The following is a 25,397-nucleotide window of genomic DNA, read 5'->3' on the forward strand; positions in this document are numbered from 1 at the left end:
GACGACGGGGTGGTGGTGACGGTCCGGATCGCGATCCAGGGGGTCACACGTCGGCTTCGAGGGCGAAGGTGTTGCCGTCCGGGTCCTGGAACCACGCGATACGTCCACCTCCAGCCCGCGCGGTGATCCCCTTGGCGTCGTGCTCGAACTCGTCGTAGCGAACGAACTCGACGCCGGACGAGGAGAGTTCCTCGACAATCTGATCGATGTCGTCGACGTACCACGTCGCCAGCGTCGCCGGGGTCTTCCCGGCGGTGACCGACTGGTACACATTCAACGCCGGCCCGCCACCGGAGCCGTACACGCGGCTGCCGTCGGCGATGGTGGCGCTGGGCCCGGACCGCAACGCCCGCAGGCCCAGCGCGCCCTCGTAGAAGGCCACAGCCTGCTGGATGTCGGACACGGCGACAGAGGTTCTGAGGTGGTACGCGCTCAAGGGCATGAACCACTCTGGCAGGTATCCAGGACGGTAGGGCGGCCGAATGTAGAAAGACTTGACCGTGACCGGGTCCACGCGGAGCAGGCAGACCGCGGTACGGGGGGTCGTTCCGCGTTCAGTGCGCGTCCACTCGGTTTCCAGTAGGCCGACCTAGCCTCTCCAGGGATAGGTGAGCCCTGCACTCCTCAGGAGAGTGGCCGGTAGGAAGCGGACGTTCCCTCAAGAACTGTGGTTCGAGCCTCCCGGCCCGCACTGGCACCGAGCGGCGAACGACGAATACGAGGAAACACCCGTGAGCTTCAGTGAGAGCGTCCGCTCGGCCTTTCGGCGTGGCGAGACCGACACCGTCGTGCGCCTGAGTGAGGCCGAGATCGAGCGCGCCCAGGCGGCTGGCGACCCGGCCGGCGAGGTGGAGGCCCGGTACAGCCTGGCCAGAGTCGCCCTCCGCGGCGGTGACCTGCCTCGCGGGGAGGCCCGTGCCCGGGAGGCTCTCGCGGTCGCGCTGCGCTCCGGCGACCGGAGCCTTGAGGAACGGCCGAGGCACGTGTTGGCCGCGGTGGCCCGCATGTCCGGTGACCTGGGACGTGCCCGGGTGCTCTACCAGGACAGCATCGCCCTCAACGAGGCTCTGGACCAGCCCCGGATGGTTGCCTCGGAGATGCACAACCTCGCGCTCTGCGAGTTGGGGTTGGGCAACCTCGCCGTGGCGACGCAGCTGCTGGCCGAGAGCCGCCAGCGGATCTTCCGCAACGGCTGGACCGACTTCGTGCCGTACGTCTGCGTGGCGGGCGCCGCGCTCGCCTCCGCCGAGGGTGACCACGAGCGCGCGGCACGCCTGAGCGGCGTCGCGGACACGGCGTTCGCGGCACTCGGTCAGGTACCGGATCCCGACGACGCCGCCGACCTCGCCGCCGTGCGGACCGCCGGGGAGAGGGCGATCGGAGTAAACGCCTTCGCCCTGGCACGAGCGAGCGGCAGACACCTCGATCCGCGTACGGCGCTCGACGACGAGCAGCACTGACCGCAGCGTCCACCGGGCAGGGCAGTTTCACAATTGAGGAGATTTCGCGTGTCGCACCCGTTCCACCCGTCGTGCGCTGGCCGCCTCCGGATGCGGGGGTTGCTCGTCGCGATCACCGTGACGGTGCTCGCTGGCGGGGCGCTGACCGCCTGTTCGGCCGATGACGGTCCGGAGGGCAGCATCGACGCCTTCGTGGCCGGTTGGCGCAAGAACGACCTGCACGCTGTCGACTTCGTCGACAGCACGGGCGCAGAGCTGCCGGCGGCCGAGGTGACCCGACAGCTCCGGGAGCTGTCCGGCGAACTGGCCAGGACCCCACCCGCGGTCGCCCGGCAGGATGACCCGAAGGTCGACGACGACACGGCGACCGGCACCATCCGGGTGGACTGGACGCTGCCGGGCGACACCCACTGGACGTACGACCGGCAGGTGCGGCTGACCCGCGACGACGACGGGTGGCGGGTGATCTGGGAGCCGCAACTGGTGCAGGAGAAGCTGACCAACGGCGACCGGCTCGGGCTACGTCGGGACGCCGCCCGCCGCGGCGGGGTCCTGGACGGGGCCGGCAAGCCGATCGTGGAGCCCCGGCCCGTGGTGCGGGTCGGCGTACAGCCGAACCAGGTGACTGATGTGGGGAATCTGGTCGACGAGCTGGACGCTGCGATGCGGGCGATCCGTCCGGCGCTGGTGCCCACCGTCGACGTCGCCGACCTGCCGAAACAGCTCGTGGAGGCCGCCCCGGACGCGTTCGTCGAGGTGGCGACGCTGCGCGACGAGGCGTACCAGCAGATCAAGACCCGCCTCCAGGCCCTGCCGGGCACCAGGTTCCAGGCCGAGAAGCTGGACCTCGCCCCCACCCGGGAGTTCGCCCGCGCGCTGCTCGGCTCGGTGGACGCGGTGCAGGCCGACGACCTGGCCGCACACCCCGGCAGGTACGTCGTCGGTGACCTGATCGGTCAGGGCGGTCTCCAGGAGCGTTACGACGACCGGCTGCGCGGCAGGTCAGGGTTCACCGTGACCGTCGAGCGGCCGGGCCAGGACGGCGAGCTCGCGCCGACCGGCACCGAGCTGTTCCACCGGGATCCGGAGCCGGGGCAGGCGGTCACGACCACTCTCGACGTCGCTGTCCAGAACGCGGCGGACGCGTCGCTTCGGGCCGAGCAGCGGCGAGCTGCCGTGGTGGCGGTGCGGGTGAGCGACGGCGCGGTGCTCGCCGCCGCCAACGGACCCGGCGCGGCCGCGGTGAACCTGGCCTTCACCGCCCAGGTTCCGCCGGGTTCGACGTTCAAGATGGTCAGCGCGGTCGGGCTGCTCGACCGGGGAGCGGTGACCCCGGACGCCGTTGTCGACTGCCCGCAGACCCTGAAGGTTCAGGGCCGCTCGTTCAAGAACTCCGACGACTTCGCGCTTGGCCGGGTGCCGTTCCGCACCGACTTCGCCAAGTCCTGCAACACGGCCTTCGCGTCCCTGGCGCCGAAGCTGGGTGGCGACGGGCTCGTTCTCGCCGGTCGCGCGCTGGGGTTGGAGCGGCAGTGGGACGTCGGCGTCGACGCGTTCACCGGCAAGGTCTCGACGAACGGGTCCCCGGTCGAGCAGGCCGCTGCCATCTTCGGGCAGGGCAGGACCGTGGTCAGCCCGCTGGCCATGGCCGCCGCCACGGCCGCCGTCGCTCGCGGGCGCTTTGAGCAGCCGAAGCTGTTGCTGGACCCGGCTCCGGCCGCACCGGCCCCGGCCTCCGGCCTGAAGCCGAATTCGGTGAAGGCGGTCCGGGCCATGATGCGCGAGGCGGTCACCGCCGGCACCGCCACCGCGCTCAAGGACGTACCGGGCCGGCCGGTGCACGGCAAGACCGGCACCGCCGAGTACGACAACGACCCGGCCCACACCCACTCCTGGTTCATCGGCTGGCAGGGCGACGTGGCGTTCGCCGTCTTCGTGGAGGGTGGCGGATCCGGCACCGACGCCGCCGTCCCGATCGCGGAACGGTTCCTTCGCGCGCTCCCCCGCTGACAGCCCGGCGGACCGGCGCGGCTCGGCAACCGCGCCGGTGGGCGGCCGGGCCTCTCAGGGTCCGACCGCCCGCCGACCGGGTGTGACCGTCAGGCAACCGTGACGGTCGGCCTGATCCGACCCACTGTGGTGAGGTAGAGGAACAGGCCAGCGGCGGTGAGGACGAGTCCCGCCCAGACGGTGGAGAGGGTTCCCCATCCGAGGCCGAGGGTGACGGCGCCGCCGATCGCTCCGAGCGAGTTGGCGAGGTTGAGCGCGGCCAGGTTGAGGGCGCCCATGAGGGTGGGCGCGTCGGGTGCGAACCCGGTCAGCCGTACCTGGATCGTGGGGATGGCGAACATCATGCTCGCTCCGACGCCGAACAGCGCCGGCAGGAGGATCAGGATGTTGCTGCCGGCGAGACCGATCGCCACCAGCACCACCAGGACGTAGCCGTAGCCGTAGATCAACGGACGGCTGCCGTACCGGTCGGCGGCCCGGCCGCCGAAGTAGTTCCCGAAGGCCATGCCCAACCCGAAGACGGCGAGGGCGATGGGAATGAGCGACCGGCTCTCCCGCGCAGCGTCGGTGATGAACGGCCCGATGAACGTGTAGACGGCGAAGATGCTGGAGATGCCGAGGGCCGCGACCGCGACCATGAGCCAGACGTTGAGCCGGCGAAGAGCGCCGAGTTCGCGTGCCACTGAGGTGCCACGTAGATCGTCGGTGCGGGGCAGCCACGCCAGCAGCGCCACGCCGGCCAGCAGGCCCACGCCGACGACGGTCCAGTACATGACGCGCCATCCGGCGTGCTGGCCGACGAAGGTCCCGAGCGGTGACCCGATGACGGTGGCCACGGTCAGGCCCCCCATCACTGTGGCGAAGGCTTTTCCGCCCTTGCCGGGACCGTAGACGTATGCGGCCACGACCGCTCCGGCGCCGAAGAACGCTCCCTGCACGCTTCCCGTGATGAACCGGAAGATGATGAGGGTCGCGAGGGTCGGGGCCAGGGCCGAGAGCACGTTACCCACCAGGAACAGGGCGATCAGGCCGAGCAGAAGGGTGCGGCGGTTGGCTCGGGCCGCGAGGAGTGTGATCGCTGGTGAACCGATCATGACGCCGAACGCGTACGCGCTGATCGCGTACGTGGCGACCGGGATGGACGCCCCCATGTCGGCGGCGAAGAGTTGGATGATCCCGTTGCTGCCGAACTCACCTGTGCCGATGGCGAAGGTTCCCAGAGCCAGTGCGAACAGGGCCCGTCCGCGTCGACGACCCGACACCGAACCCGGGGTGTGTCGGTCCTCTTCGGCGGCACACTGGGATTCGTACGCCTTGTTGTGCATTCCGACTCGAGCCGGAGCGTTCAGCGTCCTGCTATCTGACGCAGTCATGGAGCCCGTCCTTGCTGGGAGTGACATTTCCGGGCAGATACTGACGATGGCCAGTTGACAGGCTCTGAGTTGTTGTCCAGAGGCCGCCCACGCGCGGGCGTCAGGCGGCCGGTCAGCGCGAGGTGAACATGGCCCACCTGGTCACGAGACGGAAGCCCATCGACCGGTAGAGCGGCTGGCCCATCACGCTGGGCAGCAGGTAGGCCCAGTCGGCGCCGTCGACGACACCGTCGTGCAGCACAGCCTCGGTGATCGCCCGCCCCAGACCCTGACCCCGCGCGGGCGGGACGACGGCGATGTTGAACACGCCGATCGCACCCGGGGTTCGAATCCCGAAGCCGGTACCGACGGGCCGGCCAGGCCCCTCGACCAGGTAGCCGGCCATGGAGGGGGCGTCGAGCACACGTCCACGCATGAGTGGGCCGAAGAGGCCCTCGGAGGTTTCGAAGCCCTGCGCGAGGATCTCCGTGTAGAGATCGCTCTGCGCCGCGTCGACCCTGTGCACCAGTTCCCGCTGCGCCGCGCTCGCCCGGAACACCAGGTTGTCCGCGGCGCAGGCCAGCAACGGCACGGCGCTACGCTCGACCAGCCCGTGCCGGGCCGCGAGATCGGCGACCCGGTCGCCCACCCCACCCCGAACCATGATCGACCACGGCAGACCCTGCCTGCCGACCTCGGTCGCCATCTCGTCGAGCGACCCGAGATCCGGCTCCGGCGTCGTGTCATAGGCCATGTTCAACGGTGGCACCCCGCTGTGAGTCACAGCGGCGCGGGCAGTGCCTCGCGCGGCGTGCCAGCCTTTCGGCGTCGCACGCACCAGCGACTCGAAGCCGTCAAAATAGGCAGCCGTCATCCGGTCGGCGGCGCTGCTCATGGTCGTTGCCCTTCGTGTTCGGTCGGCGTCTTCTGCGCCAGCCAGGCGAAGCGATCCCGCAGTCGCTCCGCCCCGCCCTCGGGAAGCCGGCCGGCAGCGCCCTGGCTCGCTGGAAACCACTGGTGTCCCGGCGACGTCTCCGGGCGCCTGCTCCAGCGTCGCGTTTCTGGTTGCGGGAACTCTGTCACCGCAATCCAGAGCCCTGACACGATTCAACGCCTGAGACGACGCTAGTCGCGTTCAGTGAAAGGCCTCTTGACAGCGACTGGACGGTCTGCGGCGACGGCTCATTCGGCCATGTGCATTTCTGCCGCGTCCCGGAGAGCACTGAGGGGTTTCACCCCGCCGCCGCGACGACGAGGTCACAAGCGCGACCTCCCCCTCCCGTACTCACTCTCACCACCCGGTCGGCGCTGATTCAGAGTTCGCCCAGTGGGTCGTGGGCAGAATGGCGCCCGTTGACTGATCGCGAACAGCTCCGACGAGGAGAGGCCGAAGGTGGGTCCCTGCGACAAGCGCTCGACTCACGGCCACCGGTGGCGCGTTCGCGGCCAGGCCCACCGGGAAGGAACACTGTGGACACGTCGATGCCGGCCGGCACCCCGAACGCGGAGACGGCCAACCGAGATCGCCGGGACAGCCCCGCCCGTGCCCGTCGCAGTCCCCTGGGCCGGATCGCCCTCGTGCTGGTGCTCGTCCTCACGCTGGTCGGGGTGGCCGTCCTGACGGTGTACGGGTGGCCGTTGCGGAGCGACGAGCTTCAGCGCGCGGAGCCGGAGACCCTGAGCTATGCCGCGGCGAGCGAGCGGGCCACCCGGACCGCCTCGGCGGAATCCACCGATCCTGAGGTACGCCCGGAGTGCCGGAGCCGGTTCCTCTCACACGGGCGCACGAGCGCGAAGGCTGTTCTTCTGCTGCACGGCTACACCGGCTGCCCCGCGCAGTACCGTGGCCTGGCGAAGCTGTTCTTCGACCGGGGCTACAACGTGTGGGTGCCACGAGCGCCGCGGCACGGGGTCACCGACCGGTCTGCGCACGCGACGCTCGACGCCGACGAGCTGGTCGACTATGCGAACGACGCGTTGAACGTCGCAGCGGGCCTGGGTGACTCGGTCGGTGTGGTGGGCATCTCCGGCGGCGCCGTACTGGCCACCTGGCTTGTCGGCCACCGTCCCGATGCGGTGCACCGTGCTCTCCTGCTGTCGCCCCTCTACAAACCCGGACCCGCTGACGTCCCTGACCTGGCCGTCAAGCCATTCGTCGTCCTCTTCGGGTCGCACCTCATCCCGGACCGAAGCAATTCCGACGGCTTCTCGAACGCGGCGCTGTCGCAGTACCTGCGCATCGTCGGCAACTTCACGACCGACCCGAGTAGCCCGCACCTGCGAGAACTGGCGGTCGTCACCTCACCGAACGACGAACTCATCGACCGGCGGGCGGCCGTCGACATCCCGAGGGTCATCGGCGATCGAAACGACACCGCGTTCTCGGTGCACGAGTTGCCGCGCGAACTCGGCATCGGGCACGACGTCGTCGATCCCGATGAATTGAGGAGCAGAGCCGACGAGATCAATCAGTATTATCTCGACCTCTACGAGGGGAACGAGCGGCCCTAGGCGATGGGCCCGAGTGGGCCTACGTGTTGATGGTCAGGCAGGTCAGCCGGGCGGCTCGGCCAACCGCTCCATCCGGTTCCACCCGGACCAGCCGCGCTCGCGCAGCAGCTCCCGCAGCCGCCGCACCCGCGGCTCGGACTCGACGGCAAGCGCGTCGATCAGGTCGTGCGGCAGGTCGTCGTCGACCACCTCACCGGGAACCACCTGGCCTGCGGCGTATGCCTGCTCTGCCAGACAGGCCATAATGTCGGCGGCCTCCGCCAGCCGCGGATCGTCCTCCTCGTCCCCTTCGAAGATCTCCGAGAGCACCCGATAGAGCCGGACGACCTGCGGATCGTCGAGAGCGGCGATCTTGCCGGGCATCCACTCGACGACCCGGCTGGGCCAGCGCGCCGCGACCAGGATCCACCCGTCCCGTTCGGCCTTCACCATCCGCTGTGACGCCCCGATGCCCCGCAGCCGGTCGAGATAGGCGGCGACCTCCGGTGGAAGCGCCAGGCTGTCCCCGGCGGTGAGCTGCGCGATATACCTACGGCTGGTCTCCAGCCGTTGGATCTCGTCGCACAGGTGCTTGTCAATGGTGCGGATCGCCTGGGCGAAGATTGGCGCGTCGGCTTCCAGCATCCGGCTGATCTGCGACAGTGGCACGCCGGCGTCGGCGAGGGTGCGGATCTTGATGAGCGACACGACTGCCGTCGCCCCGTATCGCCGGTAGCCCGACGCGTCCCGCTCCGGCTCGGGCAGGAGCCCGATCTGGTGGTCTGTGCTCCTCCCAGGTGGCGAAAGTCTTCCTCAGCTGACGGCAACCTTTCCGGTGTGGCGGGTCTTTTCCCAGGTATGGCTCTCCACACCGGACTACGCATCCTCGTGCCCGCCGCTCTCGTCGCGGTCGCCTCGGCCGGCTGCTCCGACGGTCAACCTGTCGCCGAGGCACTCCCCTCGACCGCGCCCGGGACGGCGTCCGCCCCGATCACCACCACCCCGCCGCCGTCGACCCCTTCGGCATCGCCGTCGACACCTCCGGCACTGCCGTCGCCGTCGAGCAGGCGGCCCGACGGCGGCTGTCCCGTGACCGCACCGACCCTGAACCGTGTGCCCGGGCTACAAGGCGACCGCATCACCCCGGACACTGTGGGGTGCTGGAGAGACTGGGCGTTCGGCTGGAACCGTGATCAGCAGGGCGACGGCATGTACCTCTTTCGGTACACCGCGAGCCAGGGCTGGCGCATCCACGGACGAGGCAGCGCCTTCGACTGCGGCGACCTGGGCATCGAGAAGGACCCGGACGACCCGCCACCGTTCTGCTCGTGGCAAACCGGATGACAGGTGGTAGTTCCCGATTGCGGGTGTTGTTCCGATGACGAGAGACGGAGCGATGGTGGCCGACCCATTGGCGCGTCGGGCTGTCCCGGCGACGAGGACCAGAGCGCGGCCGGAGGATCCGGCCGAGGCGGAATTCCATGCGTTCGTCCGGGCCCGGACGCCGGCGCTGCAACGCAGCGCCTTCCTCCTGACCGGCGATCGGCACCTGGCCGAGGATCTGGTGCAGGACGCGCTGGCGCGCACCCACCGGGCGCTGGATCGGCTCGCTGACGGCGGAGAGTTCGAGGCGTACACCCGCACCGTCATGTACCACCTGCATGTCCGCCGCTGGCGACGGACCCGGATTGCCGAGAACCTGTCTGGTGAACTGGCCGACCGGGCTCACCCGGACAGCGACCACGCGAGTCGCACCGACCTGAAACTGTCGCTGCTCCGGGCGCTGGATCAACTCACCCGCCGCCAGCGCGCGGTGCTGGTGCTGCGCTTCTTCGAGGACCGCAGCGAGGCCGAGTCGGCCGAGGTGCTCTCCTGCTCGATCGGCACGATCAAGAGCCAGACCAGCAAGGCGCTGGCACGGATGCGACAGATCGCACCCGAGCTGCTGTCGGCGACGGAGACGAAGGGAGTCCCCCGTTGACCGACGATCTCGACCGGCTGCGCGGCGTCATGACCGATGTGGCGGAGCACAGCGGAAGCACCGACCTGTATGAGCGCGCCCTGCACGAGTCCCGCCGGCTGCGCCGGCGCAGCGTTGTCACGAGGGGCGCCGCCGCGGCCACGGGCGTGCTGGCGATCGTCGCCTCCGCGACGCTGGTGGGCGGCCGAATCTCTGGTCCTCCAGCGCCGCCGGCCACCGATCCACCGACGGTTGTCCCCATCCCCCCGCCCTCGACGGAGCCGACCTCCGCCTCGCCGACACCGTCGGCATCATCGCCACCGCCATCGCCGTCGACATCCCCACCACAGCCTTCGAGGACGACGGCGGGTGGGCGACCCGACCATGGCTGCCCGGTGACGGCGGCGACCTTGAACCGTGTCCCCGGTCTGCCGGATGGATACCGGATCAACCCGGACAAGGTGGTTTGCTGGCGGGACTGGGCGACCGGTTGGGACCCGAAGCAGGAGGGCGACGGCGCATACCTCTTCCGGTACACGCCGAGCCGGGGTTGGCGCATCCATGGAGCGGGCAGCGCGTTCAGTTGCGCGGACCTGGGAATCACGAAGGACCCGGACGACCCGCCACCGTTCTGTTATTGAGCAGCCATCGTCGCTACGGGTAGGCCACGGGCACGGTCGTGATCAGCGCGGTCTGATGTGCCCGCACCGGGTGGCCGGTGCGGGCGAGGTGGCGCGTCAGCTCGCCTGCCCGCCGAAGCGGGCGCGGATGTCGCTCGGGTAGGAACCCTTCTGCCAGATCACCGAGAATCGGCCCGTCGGGCTGGACGCCGGCTGCGCGTAACGCCCGTCCGGGCCGAGGATCTCGGACGCCCCGAACACGCCGTCCGACCCGATCGTCCGGGCGTGCACCTGGCTGGTCGAGAAGTCCGGGCTGGGTGCCTGCCAGGTGACAAGGCCGTCGCCGTCGTCGTCGAGGGTGAGCTTCGGCCAGTCGCCGGCACCGAGTCGGGTGACCGGGCCGAGAGCACCGGTGCTGGAGATCGAGCGGGCGAAGACCTGCCTGCCGTCGGAGGTCCAGCGGCCCCAGGTCAGCACCGCGTCACCGTCGAGGTCGCCGGCGAGTTCGTCGAAGAGGGTCAGCTCGTGGGCCGCTGGCGAGACGCTGATGACGCTGCCCAACGTGTCGGTGTGGTGGTAGTGGCGCACCCGCAGGCGAGGCAGCTCACCCGCCTTCACCCAGCGGTAGCTGATCACCGCGTCTCCGTCCCGGTCCAGAGCGAGCGAGACGCTCGCGTACCTGACATCGGTGGCCGTCCCGGCGATGACGCGCAGCGGTGAGACGCCCTCCGGGCGGACCCGGCGCGCGACGACCCGCTCGTAGCTCTCCGTCCAGGCGACGACGGCGGTCCCGGTGCGGTCGACGGCCACGACCGGCTGGTCGACGCCGACGCCCAGGGTCAGCTCCGGGCCGAGCGAGCTGTCCGCGCCGAAGTAGCGGGCCTTCGTCGTGTACGCGCCGTCGCGGATCTCCGTCCAGGTGACCAGCGCCAGACCCGAGGGGTCGACCGCGACGGCCGGACTGACCCCGTGCCACGTCGTGATCATCTGCAGCGGCCCCAGGTCGCCGGTGGCGGACACCCGGCGGCCCGCCACGAGGCCGTCCTGTGTCCACACCACCGCGGAGTCACCGTCGTCGTCGGACGCGACCTTGGGCCAGGACGCGGACGCGCCGAGCGGCGACAGGGTCTGGACCGGCCCGAGCACGCCGTCGACCGACACGGTCTGCGCCTTCACCTGGTCGTAGCAGCCGCTCGCGGCGCTGTCGCAGCCAGCCCAGGCGAGCAGCGAGTCACCCTGCCGGTCGACCGCGACGAAGGGCTGGTCCTGCCCGCTCCAACCGGCTTCCGACACGACCTGGACCGGGGACCAGGTGGCCGCCCACGCCGGTGCCGGGATGACCGCCAGGACGCTCAACGCGCCGACCACGCCGGCGGTGAGCCGTCGCGCACGCCGTCCGGCCGCTGCTCTGTCTGCTCGGTGCATCGTCGCCCCCTCGATCGATGAACATGCTTGATCCAGAGCATCGTGCCATCGACCCGGCTGCACCGCTCGCCGGAAGCGGGTACGCGAAGCGCCCGGCCGGTTCCCCGCTGACCATCGAGCAGCCAGCAGGGCGGTGACGGCACCAGGTGGGGCACCGTCCGGCATTAACATTCACTCGCCTCGAATTGCGGTCCGATTCGGGTCATGGCCGGGAGTTCGGCCGACGACGCGCCCTCCCGGGCGCCTGTCCTCAACTCTGAAGGAGTCGTTACGTGCGGAAAGCATTCAGCATGCTCGTGGCGCTGCTGATCATCACCGGGTCCGCGCAGGCCGCGCAGGCGGATGCGGGGCCGGTGACGAGACTGACGCTGACGAGCGGGAACGACTTCCACTCAAGAGTCGAGGAGCGCCTGCTGAGCCGAACGGTCACGCTCTCGGCCGGAGAGTCGAGGCACGTACGGGGCCGTCTCGAGGCGACGAGCAGCGTCACGCAGGTCGTGGCCATGAACAACACGCTCAAGTGCGTGGACGCGGGCGGCACCGTGGTCGGCACCACCTCAACGTCGTCCCGCAACCACGAGGGCTCGGACACCACGTACTACGCCACGCCTGGGCATCTGCCCATCTACGCCGATCTGCTGTTCACCGCGCCGTCGGCCGGCACCTACACCTGCGGCCTCTACGGATACACGGCCTCCAGCTCGCTCACCGATTACCATCTGACCGCCGTCGCCACCAACACCTGGCTCGAGGTGAGCGACACCAACCAGGTGGGCGCACGCTGGTGGCAGAACCCCTCCTGCAACAGCACCGGGACGTCCAGCACCTGCACCTACGTCGGGGCGGGCACCTCCACGGCCTGGGTGTTCTACAACGACGGCACGCCCGTCTACAAGTGGAACGCCCACAGCCTCGCCACCAGCGTTCAGGCGCTGGCCAATCTTGAGCTCACCACCTGCTACACGGGTACCGCCTCGTGCAGCAGCAGCGTCGACGCCTACGAAAAACCGCGCGGCACGAACGCCGTGGTGGATGTGCGCTTCGAGATGATCCAGTTGGACACGACGGCGCACACCTGTCGCACGACGAGCACGGCGACGTCCCGCAAGACGATCCGCGACGACGCGCACCACTACGTCGCGAACTTCGCCCTGTCCGGCATCCCGGTCGACCCGACCTGCGGCACCCGCACCTTCATCATGCGGATCTTCGTGCAGCACGTCTCCGGCAACCCGATCAAGATCGACGGCGTACAGAGCACCACGTCGCTCACGAACGGCATCGCCATGAACATTTTCTGACGGGTCGCACGGTCGTACACCGGTCCAGGAGCCCTCGCGTGGGGGCCCTGGACCCTTTACGTGTCTGGACGAATGAAGCAAGTCAGACTATGTCGTTTATCAATGCGTGGGACATCGTCGCCGCGATCGGGACTATACGATCCCCACACCATCCGGGCACCATCCACTAAGGAGGCTCCATGCGTAAAAGCATGGTGTTGCTCTGCTGCCTAGTCACCACGATCGCGGTCACGCCGTCCACCGCTCAGGCGAAGGAGTCTTCGGCCGGGCAGCCGGCCTCGCAACCGGGCTTTGCCGCAGCAGTCGACGTGGAGGCGATGACCGCGCAATTCCACCGACTGGAAGCCGCCGCCGCGGCGCACCCCGACGGCGCGGGCGGCACCTACTTCGACGAGGCGACCGGTCAACTGGTCGTCCGCCAGGTACAGAACGCCGAAGGTGCCCGGCTTCGCTCCGCGGCCGGCTCCCGCTCGCAACAAGCGGGAGAGGTCCCGGTCCGGTTCGAGACCACTGCGGTACCGATCAAGCGGCTGGAAGCCGCAGCCGAGCGGCTGGGGAACAGCCACGCCTGGGCTGGCTCCCACGCCGCCAGTGTCGACCGTGTAAAGCTGGACCGGCTGGCCGGAGAGGTCGTCATCCACGCCTCCGGGGACGCGGAGGCACTGGTCGCCGCCGCCCTCAAGGCTACCGGCGTGACTCCCCGGGTGTCGGTCTCGCAGGCCGGGATCACGCCCGCCAGCCGCCGCGTCGACACCAGCCCGTACTACGGCGGGCTGGCGATGTTCAACTACAACGTCACCGCCGCGGGAGACAACCCGCGAACCGTGAACGCGTACTGCACGACCGGCTTCCGGATGACTCGCGGGGGAACGAACAGCAACTGGGTGACGACCGCGGGGCACTGCGGCGCCAATGGCACCACCTTCTGGCACAACGGCGGCTGGAACCTCCGCGTCAGCTCGAACTACCTGACCCTGGGCACGGACGTCTCCATGGTCGCCGGCGAGAACGGGGCCTACTTCAGCCGGTACTCCTGGTTCGGCGAGCGCGACACGTCGACAGCCAACCCGGTCACGGCGAAGCTGACCGGGTGGCCCGCCATCGGTTCCGCCGTCTACATCTCCGGCTCCAACGGCGGCCTGGTGTACGGCAAGGTCACCGACACCGGCAACACCGGATGCACCGGCTCCCCGGTGGTGGAGGTCGACACCGTCACCGGCCACGCGCAGGACGGTCCCGTGCTCGGCGGTGACTCCGGCGGGCCGGTGACGAGGTGGAACACCGCCACCTCAGCAGCGAACGACCTCGTCGCCGAGGGCACCGTCACCTGCTCCGACCGCAGCAGTTACGCCGAATTCGACCCGATCCACCGCATCGAGGCGGCGACGGGCGCCGTCGTCGTGGTCGCCGGCACCTGACAGAGGCCTGTGCGGGCGGTGTGCTCACTGACGCCGCCCGCACGTTCTCACCGCTCAACTTCGCGGCGCATCGTCCGCCGAGCTGACGCAGGTCGTGCCGTTCACCTCATCGCTGGCTCTACCGCGGCAGCCGAGCGGTGGCGGGGCTCCGGCGCTGCGGGTAGATTCGGAACATGTCTTCCACATCTGTCACAGATGTCGAAGGGCTGCGCGCGCTGGCTCATCCCGCGCGGCTCCGGATCCTGGATCTACTCCGCGTCCACGACCGGCTGACCGCCTCGCAATGCGCGGCGCAGCTCAAACTCTCTCCCAAGTCCTGCTCCTACCACTTGCACGTGCTCGCCAAACAGGGCCTGGTGGAACAGGGCGCCCCACTTGCCGAAGACACCCGGCAGCGACCCTGGCAACGCCGCTTCGACGAGGTACGGATGCCCCTTGCAGGAGAGACCGGTGGCGCGGACTCCGACAGTGCCCGCACGGACGCGCTCGGCGTGGCGGCCCGGCACGACCTCAGGCTCTTCCTGAGCTTCCTGGCGTCACCGCAGGCAGGGAGCGGCGACTGGGCATCGAGCACCACCGTGCACACCCGGACCGTCCTCATGACACCCGCCGAACTCGAAGCCTGGGGCGAGGCGGTCGAGGACATCACCCGCTGCCACGTGGAGAAGGCGAGCCGGACCCGCCGCGACGGACGCGGCCCGGTCCGGCTGGCCATACGTGGCTTCGCTCAGACGGTGCCAGGGACGGGGACTGCCGAATGACCGGTAATGAGACGACGGGCCTACGCCGCTACGCCGGAGTGGTCGCGAACCGGCAGATTCTGGCCGCCCTGATCGGCGCACTGGTCGCACGGCTCGCCCAGACGATGTCACCGCTGCTCATCCTGCTGCTGGCCAACCAGCGGTACGGCGGGTTCGCCATCGCAGGCGCGGCCGCCGCCACCTATGGGCTCTGCGCGAGCCTGAGCGGGCCGCTGATCGCCCGGCTGGCCGAGCGCTACGGCAACCTCGTCCTCCTGATCGCCGGGATCCTGAGCAGCACCGGCCTGTTGGTCATCGTCCTACCGTGGCAGTCGTGGAACTTCTGGGCCGGTGTCGTGCTGGCGGGTGCGGCGATCCCGCCGCTGAGCGCAACGCTGCGAGCCACGATCGCGACCAGCATCGAGGACCCACAGGAACGCATCGCCGCGTACGGCCTGGACACCGTGGGCACTGAAGTGCTGTTCGTACTGGGGCCAGCCCTCGTCGGTCTGGTCGTGGCCGTGAGCAGCCCAGCGGCTGCCCTGGCCGGAACCGCGCTGCTCCCGGTTGTCGGTGCCACCACCCTGCTGATCCAGCAGCGTCGCGTCCCGTCGCCGCAGTCGTCGCCGGACGCGCCGGAGCAGGCCGCGGACCGCCGGCTGCTGATCCGGCTCTCCCCGTGGCTGGGCGTGGCGGCGGTCCAGATGGCCGCGATCGGTCTCGTGGAGGTCGCGTTGATCGCGGTCGCGGTCACGTTCAGCTCCTCGGCCGCCAGCGGGGCAGTGCTCGCGACGTGGGCGGCGGGCAGTGTGGTGGGTGGATTGTGGTACGGGTCGCGGTCGTGGCACGCCCCGGTGCGCCGGCAGGTACGCCTGCTGCTGCTCGGCAGCGCGGTCGGGTTCGCCCTGCTGCTCGCCGCGCGGTCGGCTCCGGCCCTGTACCCGCTGGCGTTCCTCGCCGGCGTGTTCATCACCCCGGCGGCAGCGGCCCTGCTGACCGATCTGAGCGAGAACCTGACGGGCGGGCATCGGCTGACCGCGTTCGCTTGGCTGGCGTCCGCGAACGGGCTGGCCGGATCCTTGGCCTACGCCGCGGGCGGAGTGCTGGTCGCCGGCACTGGGCCGTGGGCGACGATCGCCGTCGCCGCCGCCCTCCCCGCGCTCGCAGCACTACTGTTCCGAAGCCGTGGTACACGTCCTGGACTTCCGCAGTCGACTCCTCACCGGTCCGATGATCAACGCTTCACGAGCAGCGCTCCGCCAGCCACGCCGGAACCCAGACCTGCAAGCGGAAGACCCCGGGTCCCCTGATCCTTGAATGTTCGTCAACGGGGCAGGCCCAGAGGAGGACCTCCGTTTCCCGCGTACGGTGTGACCACCGCGTGCCCGGCACGCTGACGGCTACCCCGGCGGGCCGGATGCCGGTCAGTCGGTCCTCGCCGTGGGCCCGTCCGCGCGAAACCCCGCCCTACCGCTGACGGGGCGGACTCGGCGGCTCGTGTTCCGCGGCGAGCACGCGGTACGCCGCGAGGTCTTCGAGGGTGCCTCTAGCCACTGCGCTGACCCTTGCCGGATCAGTCGACGCGGACGACGGATCTTGCCGTTCGCGTCCGAGTGCAGCCAGAACCTCATCCGCGGTGGTGTGCATGTCCCGAAGCGCAGCCTCAGCCATACCGTCGGCCTCCAGTGCGGCCATCCGGATGTGCTGGCGCTGTAGTTGCAAGTCCAGCCGATGCTTCTGCCACTCCATGACGGAGGTCAATCCCTGCTTGACGACCGCCATAGCGGCAAGGGAGTAGGCCACCGGCGTGAACTCCGCTGCCACCGAGACAAGGATTGTCTCGAGAGGGCTGGCGAGAGAGACGCGAGCTACCCGAAATTCGGCTCGTCGCGGATCCTCCTGCGAAGGGAGCGCCCGGCGCACGAGGAACTCTCGGAGCGGCATCGTGGGGTCAACGATGAAGATCGCAGCTTCGCCCAGCGTATGCAGCGACCGAAGATAGTCAGCGACGTTGGCCAGCGGCGGCGTTTCGCCGAGGTCAGCTACGACCCGGAGGGTCGGCGCCTCCGTTGACGTCAACGAGGTCGCTTGAGTCATAGAGGCATCTAAACATGATCCCGTCAGCACGGCCTGCGCCGCAGCGGTGACGCGCAGCCTGCCCGAATCCGCTTGAGCAACTGACGGCCCGCCGGCCGACTCGCTGCGTGTCCGCTGCACCCACACAGAAGGCGCCGCCCGATCTGCGAGACGAGCGACGCCTTCGGTGACCCGCCGCACCGGGTCTTGCCGCCGACACGCGAGGAGGCGATCCGCCGGGCCGAGCAGATCATTCGGGCCGCTGGAGTGAAGGCCGACCCCGCACCTGAGGCCCGCGGTCGACCTACGGTGATGTCACGGTCATCCGCGCGGTGCCGGGTCCGCAGGAGCGTCGGGACGCTGAGCTGCACGGCTCGCCGGCGCGGGGATGGTGCCGTCGGTACGAGTCGTGGCCGTCGCAGTCTCTGCCGCAGCCTTGGGTTTGCGGCGGTGGAGCGTGAGAGTCATGACCAGCACGACCAGCGCTCCGACGATGAGCCCGAGAATCGCGCTGGCCACCGTGTTGACGAGCCAGCCGACGAGCCCACCGAGAACACCCGTGGCGTCGTGGGCGGCTACCTCCACGTGGTGCACGGCCTCGTACAGGAAGTGCAGGTTCAGCTCGTTCGTGCCCAGCAGCAGGATGTGCCCGCCCACCCACAGCATCGCCGCGGTGCCGACCACCGTCAGCACGGTGAGGACCACTGGCATCGCCCTCACCAGACCGCGGCCGAACGTGGCGACGGCGCCGGAACGCTGCGACAGGCGCAGCCCGGCGTCGTCCATCTTCACGATCAGGGCCACCACGCCGTACACCAGGACGGTTATGACGACGGCGACGATAGCCAAGATCACCAGGCGGGACCAGAACGCCTGATCGACCACCTCGTTGAGGCTGATGACCATGATCTCCGCCGAGAGGATCAGGTCGGTTCGTACCGCCCCGGACACCAGTGTCGTCTCGTCCTGCACCTTCTCCTCGCCCGCGCCGTGGGCATCGTGATGGGCGATCTTGGCCCACACCTTCTCCGCGCCTTCGTAACAGAGGTAGGCGCCGCCGAGCATGAGGATCGGAGTGAGCAGCCAGGGCACGAACTGACTGAGCAGCAGCACCGCCGGCAGGATGATGAGGAACTTGTTGCGCAGCGACCCCACGGCAATGCGCTTGATGATCGGCAACTCGCGCTCGGCCGCCAGGCTCCGCACGTACTGCGGCGTGACGGCAGCATCGTCGACGACGACACCCGCAGCCTTGGCGCCGGCCTTCGCGGCGGCCGCCCCGATGTCATCGATCGACGCGGCAGCGGCCCGGGCCAGCACCGCCACGTCATCCAGCAGGGCTACGAGTCCACCGGCCAACGGAGGATCCTTCCAGGGGTTGTGGTTCGAACCTGCCCATTCTCGCTCAGGTTCCTGCGCGCGGCACGCCACCACCCGGTCGCATGTCGGGCGAGAGCTAGAGGTAAGCGATTGTCGCGCTCGGCGACGGCCCGCCACCACCGCGCCCGGGTCATCACCTGGTGCCAGCTCAGGCCGAACCCATCCGTCGCAGTCATCGTTGGCCAGGGTCGGCGTCGATGCGTTCTGGTCGCTGTCCGGGTCGCCCGCGGATGCCTGTGATCGGCGGGATCTTGTCGACCAGGGGCAGTAGCTGGGTGGCGTCGTGGCGGTTGCCGCCGGTCAGAGACGCCCGACGCTACGGGTAATGGGGCGAGATCCGGATAGACACAGAGGATTCGGGAACGACCAGGACGATTTCCAAGTGGTTCTGGTCGTGCTGGGCCGCTCGCCAGGCGGTCATCGCGTTCACAAGGTCGCCGACCGGTATCAGACCAGTCATAGTGAGAGACAGACAGCCCATCATCCCGTACGGGGCCGGGTGTTGCCGGGCACGACGGTTCGCGACGAAGGCCAGGCCACCTTCACGCCGAAGGGCCGGCTCGGCTAGCAGCCAGGACTCCAAGCTGTCGGCGACGGCCGACTCAGACGTGCTCAGCCAGAGCTGCCAGGACTCGTCGAACTCGTGGGACAACTGCTCCACGACGTCATTCACCCGCCCCCGCACGTAGGGCTCGAGCCGTTGGGCGCTTTGTAGGCACTCCTGCAGCACGCCCGCGAGCACCCTGCGCCGGTGCGGGTCGCCCTCGAAGCGGGCGACCAGCAGCAGAACCAGTTTTTCGGCCTCGCGGTGCCGGGCCTGCGCGACGGCCATAACGAACGTCGCACGCCAGAGTGGCTCATGGGCACGTGCCACCAGCATATCGGCCCGGCCATTGTGCAAAATGTTCTGTGCAGCGAGGTATTCCAGGAAGGTCAAGTGCAGAAACCGGATTCGGCCTTTCTCCGGCTCGACGAGGACGCCGCTCTCCACCAGGAGCGAGTCCAGGACTTCTGAGGGATCCGGTACCTGCTTGGTCAGGCTACGGCTGGTGAGCGCAAACTGATCCAGCACCCGGCTGCGGGGTAACTCGATCCATCCCTCCTGAAGCATCAGACCGGCCAGCTCCTCGAGGAAGATCGAGGCGATGGAACGAGGCAACCGCACTCGGCCAAGTCCTCGTTCAACGTCCCGACGTTCGATCAGCATCTCCACGAATGCCTCATAGACGTTGGATCCCCTGAGCCATTCGGGGCCTCGGTCGAGATAGACACCGCAGACCAGTGTGCACATCAAGGGGCTGGTGGCCAGCTCGCGTAGCTGCGGATTACTACGGATGAGTCGAACGACTTCCTTGCCGAGCTGGATCGGCAACCTGCGGCCCGTCCGCTCCGGTACAACCGGGCCAACCGTGGCGAACCAACGTGTGACCAGGTCGGTCACGCCCGAGTCATCCAGCGGTTTGAGTGAGGCGACGGTGAAGCCGAGGTCCGCGAGGTACGCCGGGTCGATCGCGGCCTGGCGGGACGAGACCACGAAGCGGCACTCTGGATAACGCTCGACAAGCTGGTTCAGCCACTTGCGGATCCTGGGAAGGTGCCCCTGCCCAAACTCGTCGAGGCCGTCGATCAACAGAATTGCGTTGCCCTGGTCGCATCGTCGATTCAGCTCTGCGGGCGACAAGCTCGGCCGCAGCGATGGGCGGGCATACTGGAAAATGAAGTCGACGACGGAGCTCGGCTCCTTCTCCGGGGTGTCACCCAGCCGGCTTCCGGGCACGTAAATCGGCAGCAGCTCGTTGTGCGTCGCAAGGAGGCCATCGAGGGACTTGCGCGCTCCGTCGACGGCGAGCCAGCGCATTAGTGCCGTCTTTCCGGAACCCGCTGGGCCGGTCAGGTAAAGCCTGCGGGAATCGGCCAGCGCCCACTCGACAGGCATCTCGTCGCCCTTGACCGTTATCCGGGGGCGGCTGTAAGTCTTACTGAGCGAGAACTTGCGCATCGCGGCAGGCAGCGTGAAGCCGACTATCTCGGCTTGGTCGAGGCTGGTGACGATCGCCAGGCGGTAGGCATCGTCGCCGGCCGTGGGCAACTCGCCGAGCCTGCTTCGCACTATGCCGCCGATCTCGCCTCCGTCGCGGAGAAGCTCGGCTACGACGTACGGGCTGGATTCGGGGAACGCGGACGCGGCGGTGATCAACACGGAGGCGGTCTTCGCGAGGAGCACGTCGTGAAAGCGTCGTTCCGGCTCAGTGAGGTCCAGGGCGTTCGCAACTGTCGATCGTTCCCAGATGACCGTGATCAGCCGGGCGGGTTCAAGCCCGGCGTCCTTCAGATCGGCGGGTGACAGGGCGGCTTGGTGCAGGCTGAGGCGCACGGTGTCGACGACTCTCGACCGCGAGGTGTCGTCGAGCTGTTCGTACTCCAGATCAGCGGAGATGCTCGCCATGACGATGCCGGTGAGCGACTCAAGCTGCCGGGTGAGGCGACGCCGATCGAGGGCGTTTGGGACCTGCGCGTCCAGGAACTCATCTAGCGGCTCGCCCGGGGCCTTCTGCTCGCCAAGCCAATACTCCATGACGATGCGGACGACGCTGGAGCTGAGCGACATCACGGGCAGCATCTCCATCATCCCCGCTCCTCCCGATGCCGGATCATCTCTGCCAACGCCGCCTTCTCCGGCCGATCATTCCATGACTCGATGATCATCTTCCGCGTCGCCGCGTCAGCCGTGGCAGCGACCGTCGCCACGGCTGCGAGGTCCTCGGGCCGGGCAAGCGCGATCACACACGCGGCTGTCTCAGGCCCAACGAATTCCTCCTGGGCCAGTAGGTCGAGCATGACCTCCCCGATCGCCACGACTTGGGCGGCCAGCTCCGGCGACCGCGGCGGGACCAGGTCGGCCGTAAGGCCGGCTATCCGCTCACGCTTGTCGGGATCGACCTGCTGCATGACCTGCAGCGCCGCGCGAGCCGTGCCGAGTTGCCTGGCATTGGCGAGGCGGCTCAGCAGCTCGCTCGCGACCGACTTCGGAAGACAGGCTGCGGCGGCCACCACGGCACGCCGCTTCTCCGGAGTCGCCGCCCAATCGACGAGCTGGCCGAGAAACTCGCGCTGCGCATGGAATCGGGCGGCCAGCGATTGACGCACCGTGTCCTGAACGAAGGCAAAACGCTGACGGTCGCAGTGTCGGAGGAGACGATGCCGGTGCGCCAACTCGCCGATACGCGCCGGCGTGGTCCTCAGCCACGCTGCGGCCTGCGCGGCGGTGAACTCCTCGTCGTTCTGCGTCGACCAGTGCGCCAGCTCGATGAGGTCGTCCCAGTCGTCAACCGAAACCGTCTCTCCGTCGGCCGGGCTCAGCGGGTCGGTCGCGCTCGTCGCCCGAAGGATCCGCTCGACGAGCGCGGCCCGGTCGTCTGGGAGTGTGAGTCCCCCGCCGAGCAGCTCCCGGCAGAGCCCAGCAAGGAAGATCGGGACGGCGCACAGGCCACGTATGTCCGAGCACCGACCGACGGCCATGAGGAGCCCGTCCCGCGCCGCTCGTACCGCCTTCCGTTCCTCTTCCGTGGCGCACTCCTCGGCCACTGCCGCGTGCCAGCCGACAATGAAGCGGTCGACCTCGATCGGCAGCATCTCCCGAAGCTTGATCTCGCGCAGGCCGAGCTCGGCCGTCCAGGCGGCGGGCACGGCCGAACGGGTGTTGACGAGGACGACGCAGCCGGAGCCCATCGCGTCGCGCACCAGCTGCTTGATCTTCCTCAATCTGGGAGGAACGGCGTGAACGTCAACATTGTCCATGAGCAGGATCGCCTTACCGTCCCTGATCAGGCGCTCCTCCCAGCCCCTCGGGGCGCGGCTCGCGAGCCGCCCGTCGAATCTGGCCATTGCGTCCGCCGGCACCGGGGCGCTGTCGCCACCCAGGTCGAGGTAGAGCGGAACCTTCGGACCCCACGCGGCGAGATGCCCCGGAAGGCCGCCGGCGAGGGCTTTGAGCGCGAGACACAGCAGTAGATAGGTCTTGCCGGAGCCAGCGGGGCCTCGCACGATCCAGCCGCAGTCGCTGCCGTCAATGTCGAGGACGGCTGCCGGTTCCTGGAACACCGTGTCCAGCGGAAGTTCGATTGTCGCCCTGCTCGGGCCGGACACATCGAGTGTCGGCATGAGGTCACGAGCCTCGAAGCGGTAATCCCAGGTGAACTCGTCGTCTTCCCACTCGATCTTGCGTTCGAAGAGGGCAGTGTCCTCGCCCCGACGGCGTTCCAGCAGTTCCCGCAGGATCCTGCCGTGAACGTACGCGTTCTCCAGGAACAGCTGGGCCATCCGATAGCAGATCTCGGCCAGGAGCATGCGGTAGGCGGCGGCTGCCTCACCGAGCTCCGCCTCCAGGTCGGGTGGCGCGGAAGCAAGGTAGTAAGCGGTCAGCCGCTCGCCCGAGAGGCCGAGGTCGACCAGGCCGCTGAGATCGAGTTCGACGGAATCCATGGTCGCGACGACTTTTATCGCGGCCGCTTCGATGTCATGCGACGGGAAGGTGCTGACCAGGTTGCGCAGAAGCTTCCTTGTGACGTCGTCGATGGTCCGTTCGATCTCCTTTGCCAGTTGTATTCCCTGGTCGGCGGTCCCGAGCTTCTTCTCGACGAGCCAGGCACCCAGCTCGCCCGCCAGAGTCCCACCTACGCCGGGTAAGACCACCGCGGCCAGCGTCTTCACCAGCGCGTCGGCGAGTCGCAGCTCAGTCTTCTTGCTGACCCGACTCACCGGCGGCAGCCTCCCATCCTGAATCAGCCCGGAGAGACGAAGCGTAGATGCGCGGTGCCCGCCGGGCGGCTCAAGACACGGTCAGCAGTGAACGAGCCCGAACCGACATTCCCGGCGTCTCTGGCCAACGGCCTACAAGTTGGCATCGACGATCTCGACCGGCCGGTCCCGAGCGTGCGGGCAGCCGGGCTGCCACCCACCTATTCCACGCCGGACGAGCTGCACAGCCTCGGCCGGGGCGTACAGCTCGCGGTCTACCGCATCGTCCAGAGCCATGCCGATCGTCCAGAGCCATGCCGCGTCGGCAACGGCCTTGATCAAGTGGTGTCATCCAGCTGACGACCGAAACACGATGGCTGATATTTCCGCCCAGCGAAGAGGTCACCATCTGAGGCGTCTACTCAGGACGTCTTTCGTGCAGCGCCGCGACACAAGTCGGTACCGGGCAGACCAACTCCTCGTCCTTTGAGCCTTCCTATGCGGACGGCGCGACGCCCGTCAACCCGACGGCCAACGCCGACGGTGCGGACCGCCCGCAGGCGGCCCGCACCGTATCGAACGCCGGGCGCGTTACGCCCGCCCGTCTGCCGAATGCTGGTGGCTGGGAGTTCCCGGCCTACAGCTCGGCCGTCGTCACGCGGGAGGATTCGTACGTCGTGGAGGCCCGGGGAAGGCCCGGCACGGTCGATACGTCCTTCACCAGCATGCCGGTCAGAGCGTCGATGGTCAGCACCTCGCTGCCCTCACCGCCGAACACCTCGGGGCCGGCGGTGATCGTCAGGGTGGCCTTGCCGTGGGTGGTCGAGTTCTCGACGCTGACCGCGGAGATGGTGGACAGCAGACGCAGCACGCCGGCCCGGACCTGCGTGTTGCCGTCGCCGGCGGACAGCGCCTGGGTGCTGTACGTCCACAGGGCGTTGTCGAAGTGCCGCTGAACGGCCTGGGGGCTGTACAGCTTCGGCTCGACTTTGCCGCCCTTCTGCTTGATGATCACTTGAGCGTCCGCCTGCTGCTTGTCCCACACCGCCTTCTGCGCTGCGGGGTCGAGGCCCACCAGCGGATCCTCGGCTGCCTTGAGCATGAGGGTCCGGCCGTCGGCCGGGCTGCTCTCCGCCGCGGCGACGGCTGCCTCGAGGAGCGGGGCGTAACCACCGTCCGTCATCTGGTCCTGCTGACGGACGATCGCCCGCTTGATGTCCTTCACGCTGCTACCCGTGTAGATCGCGTGACCGTCGGTGTACAGCGTGTAGACAACCTGCATGGTCTTGGTGCCGTGGACTTGCGTCGCCTTCACCAGCCACGCGTCGCCCGCCGCCGGGGTGACCGTCTTGATGGACCCGGCCAGGGTCATCAGCGGCGCGTGCTCGGCCGAACCGTCGACGGTGGTCGAGCCCGAGGCGGCGGCTGACGAATCCTTGCCGGCCTCCATGCCCCCGGTCGCTGACGAGGTGAGCACCACAGCGACGACTGCCGCCGCGGCGGCAACCCCCACCCCGGCGCCGATGCCCCATCGGCCCGCGATACCGATCCCGCGGCGGCGCTGAGGCGCCGGGCTGGATTCGTGGGCCCGCGCGGTTGTCGTCCTGTCCATTGTTGAAGTCGCCTCCATAGTCGTGTCCGCCGCTGCTCCCGCGCCCAGCAGCGGCACGGTTGCGGGGTCGGCCATCGCCGCCCGCAGCACCGCCCGCGCCCGCTGGTACGCCTCCGGGCGTAGTGGTTCTGCGCTTCCCAACGCACCGACCAGATCGAGCTCGTCGGTCATCGGTGTCTCTCCTTCGCGCTGTTGCGGTCCTTCAGAAGCGCGGACACCCCCGGGGCGTCGCGCAATGCCGTCCTGGCCTGGCTCAGCAGCCGCCGCGCGGTGCCGGCCGGTATGCCGAGTGCCCGCGCGGCGTCAGCCGCGGTCAGGTCCTCCCAGGCGACGAGCCTCAGGACCTCCCGCTCTTCGGGTTTGAGCCGCGAGAGGGCCGACCGGAGCACCGCCCGGGCGTCCACGCCGAGGTCCACCGCCGACCACGGATCCCATCCAGGAGCCATGTCCGGCACGTCCGCGACCAGGTCCTCGGCCGGCCGGGACCGCCAGTAGCGCCGCAAACGATTCATTGCCACCCCGTACAGCCATGGCCGCGCATCGTTGTACGACCGGTCGTACGACCGCCGCGACTCGAACGCCGCGACCCAAACTTCGCCCAGGAGGTCCTCAGCGGCATCCCGCCCAACCCGGCGAACGAGGTACGAACCGACGGCAGCCTCATGACGCTCGACCACCTCGACGAAGGCGTCGGCATCGCCATCCAGCGACCGGCCTATCAAATCCGCATCCGAAGCCATGGCCCTCCTCGGCAAAGTCCGCGCTTCACCCTGACATTGCCGATCAGACGGGAAAGTGTTCAGCCCCCGGGGCCCG

At 68.9% G+C, this 25,397-nt stretch carries 22 protein-coding genes and 1 pseudogene; 11 read left to right on the plus strand and 12 right to left on the minus strand.

The window, feature by feature from the left end:
- Positions 1–43: 43 nt before the first annotated feature.
- Entirely contained in the window at positions 44–403 is a 360-nt protein-coding gene (locus AB0877_RS12065) for a VOC family protein (RefSeq protein ID WP_366608596.1), read from the minus strand.
- A 328-nt stretch (positions 404–731) separates the two neighbouring features.
- On the opposite strand from AB0877_RS12065, the gene AB0877_RS12070 reads away from it, so the two are divergent.
- Positions 732–1,460 (plus strand): tetratricopeptide repeat protein, encoded by a 729-nt coding sequence (locus AB0877_RS12070; RefSeq protein ID WP_366608597.1) that lies wholly within the window; start codon positions 732–734, stop codon positions 1,458–1,460.
- A gap of 90 nt (positions 1,461–1,550) precedes the next feature.
- On the plus strand, positions 1,551–3,470 hold the full coding sequence (locus tag AB0877_RS12075; protein WP_366608726.1) for a penicillin-binding transpeptidase domain-containing protein: 1,920 nt from the start codon (positions 1,551–1,553) through the stop codon (positions 3,468–3,470).
- A gap of 89 nt (positions 3,471–3,559) precedes the next feature.
- Here the strand turns inward: AB0877_RS12075 and AB0877_RS12080 are convergent, their stop codons facing one another.
- Entirely contained in the window at positions 3,560–4,843 is a 1,284-nt protein-coding gene (locus AB0877_RS12080; RefSeq protein WP_366608598.1) for an MFS transporter, read from the minus strand.
- Positions 4,844–4,955: 112 nt separating this feature from the next.
- On the minus strand, positions 4,956–5,717 hold the full coding sequence (locus AB0877_RS12085) for a GNAT family N-acetyltransferase (protein ID WP_366608599.1): 762 nt from the start codon (positions 5,715–5,717) through the stop codon (positions 4,956–4,958).
- Between the two features lie 575 nt (positions 5,718–6,292).
- Between AB0877_RS12085 and AB0877_RS12090 the strand changes: the two genes are divergently transcribed.
- The gene (locus tag AB0877_RS12090) at positions 6,293–7,333 is read left to right on the plus strand and encodes an alpha/beta fold hydrolase (protein WP_366608600.1); all 1,041 of its coding nucleotides are present in this window, start codon (positions 6,293–6,295) and stop codon (positions 7,331–7,333) included.
- A gap of 42 nt (positions 7,334–7,375) precedes the next feature.
- Here AB0877_RS12090 and AB0877_RS12095 read toward each other — a convergent pair whose 3' ends face one another.
- Positions 7,376–8,086, minus strand: a complete 711-nt coding sequence (locus tag AB0877_RS12095) for a MerR family transcriptional regulator (protein ID WP_366608727.1) — start codon at positions 8,084–8,086, stop codon at positions 7,376–7,378.
- A 339-nt stretch (positions 8,087–8,425) separates the two neighbouring features.
- Between AB0877_RS12095 and AB0877_RS12100 the strand changes: the two genes are divergently transcribed.
- The 3 genes from AB0877_RS12100 to AB0877_RS12110 all read left to right on the plus strand — a co-directional run bounded on the left by AB0877_RS12100 (position 8,426) and on the right by AB0877_RS12110 (position 9,913).
- Positions 8,426–8,656, plus strand: a complete 231-nt coding sequence (locus AB0877_RS12100; protein ID WP_366608601.1) for a hypothetical protein — start codon at positions 8,426–8,428, stop codon at positions 8,654–8,656.
- Positions 8,657–8,690: 34 nt separating this feature from the next.
- A complete protein-coding gene (locus AB0877_RS12105) occupies positions 8,691–9,293 on the plus strand; it encodes a SigE family RNA polymerase sigma factor (protein WP_366608602.1) in 603 nt (200 codons plus the stop codon).
- Between the two features lie 374 nt (positions 9,294–9,667).
- Positions 9,668–9,913, plus strand: coding sequence for a hypothetical protein (locus AB0877_RS12110; RefSeq protein ID WP_366608603.1), 246 nt, complete (start codon positions 9,668–9,670; stop codon positions 9,911–9,913).
- Between the two features lie 96 nt (positions 9,914–10,009).
- On the opposite strand, the gene AB0877_RS12115 is transcribed toward AB0877_RS12110, so the two are convergent.
- Positions 10,010–11,317: a hypothetical protein gene (locus AB0877_RS12115; protein WP_366608604.1), complete on the minus strand. Its 1,308-nt coding sequence runs from the start codon at positions 11,315–11,317 to the stop codon at positions 10,010–10,012.
- Between the two features lie 272 nt (positions 11,318–11,589).
- Between AB0877_RS12115 and AB0877_RS12120 the strand changes: the two genes are divergently transcribed.
- The 4 genes from AB0877_RS12120 to AB0877_RS12135 all read left to right on the plus strand — a co-directional run bounded on the left by AB0877_RS12120 (position 11,590) and on the right by AB0877_RS12135 (position 16,086).
- Entirely contained in the window at positions 11,590–12,618 is a 1,029-nt protein-coding gene (locus AB0877_RS12120) for a hypothetical protein (RefSeq protein ID WP_366608605.1), read from the plus strand.
- Positions 12,619–12,797: 179 nt separating this feature from the next.
- Positions 12,798–14,036, plus strand: coding sequence for a hypothetical protein (locus AB0877_RS12125; protein WP_366608606.1), 1,239 nt, complete (start codon positions 12,798–12,800; stop codon positions 14,034–14,036).
- A gap of 173 nt (positions 14,037–14,209) precedes the next feature.
- Positions 14,210–14,797 carry a helix-turn-helix domain-containing protein gene (locus AB0877_RS12130; protein ID WP_366608607.1) on the plus strand — a complete coding sequence of 196 codons (588 nt, stop codon included), beginning with the start codon at positions 14,210–14,212 and terminating at the stop codon, positions 14,795–14,797.
- Positions 14,794–16,086, plus strand: coding sequence for an MFS transporter (locus AB0877_RS12135; protein WP_366608608.1), 1,293 nt, complete (start codon positions 14,794–14,796; stop codon positions 16,084–16,086). The genes AB0877_RS12130 and AB0877_RS12135 overlap by 4 nt, the downstream gene beginning before the upstream one ends.
- Before the next feature lie 157 nt (positions 16,087–16,243).
- On the opposite strand, the gene AB0877_RS12140 is transcribed toward AB0877_RS12135, so the two are convergent.
- From AB0877_RS12140 to AB0877_RS12160, 5 genes and pseudogenes are all read right to left on the minus strand, one after another.
- Entirely contained in the window at positions 16,244–16,873 is a 630-nt protein-coding gene (locus tag AB0877_RS12140; protein ID WP_366608609.1) for a hypothetical protein, read from the minus strand.
- Positions 16,874–17,173: 300 nt separating this feature from the next.
- Positions 17,174–18,211: a DUF808 domain-containing protein gene (locus tag AB0877_RS12145; RefSeq protein ID WP_366608728.1), complete on the minus strand. Its 1,038-nt coding sequence runs from the start codon at positions 18,209–18,211 to the stop codon at positions 17,174–17,176.
- A 202-nt stretch (positions 18,212–18,413) separates the two neighbouring features.
- A pseudogene (locus AB0877_RS12150) lies at positions 18,414–18,542 on the minus strand (IS5/IS1182 family transposase); the annotation flags it as partial.
- 6 nt (positions 18,543–18,548) lie between these two features.
- Positions 18,549–20,861, minus strand: coding sequence for an NACHT domain-containing protein (locus AB0877_RS12155; protein ID WP_366608610.1), 2,313 nt, complete (start codon positions 20,859–20,861; stop codon positions 18,549–18,551).
- Complete coding sequence (locus AB0877_RS12160) at positions 20,858–22,990, minus strand: NACHT domain-containing protein (protein WP_366608611.1); 2,133 nt, start codon at positions 22,988–22,990, stop codon at positions 20,858–20,860. Before AB0877_RS12160 ends, AB0877_RS12155 begins: the two co-directional genes overlap by 4 nt.
- Positions 22,991–23,077: 87 nt before the next feature.
- Between AB0877_RS12160 and AB0877_RS12165 the strand changes: the two genes are divergently transcribed.
- A complete protein-coding gene (locus tag AB0877_RS12165) occupies positions 23,078–23,329 on the plus strand; it encodes a hypothetical protein (protein WP_366608612.1) in 252 nt (83 codons plus the stop codon).
- Positions 23,330–23,606: 277 nt separating this feature from the next.
- Here AB0877_RS12165 and AB0877_RS12170 read toward each other — a convergent pair whose 3' ends face one another.
- Positions 23,607–24,671, minus strand: coding sequence for a hypothetical protein (locus AB0877_RS12170; protein WP_366608613.1), 1,065 nt, complete (start codon positions 24,669–24,671; stop codon positions 23,607–23,609).
- Between the two features lie 77 nt (positions 24,672–24,748).
- Complete coding sequence (locus AB0877_RS12175) at positions 24,749–25,321, minus strand: sigma-70 family RNA polymerase sigma factor (protein ID WP_366608614.1); 573 nt, start codon at positions 25,319–25,321, stop codon at positions 24,749–24,751.
- Positions 25,322–25,397 lie beyond the last annotated feature (76 nt).

It is taken from the genome of Micromonospora sp. NPDC047644, assembly GCF_040704315.1.
GTDB lineage: Bacteria > Actinomycetota > Actinomycetes > Mycobacteriales > Micromonosporaceae > Micromonospora.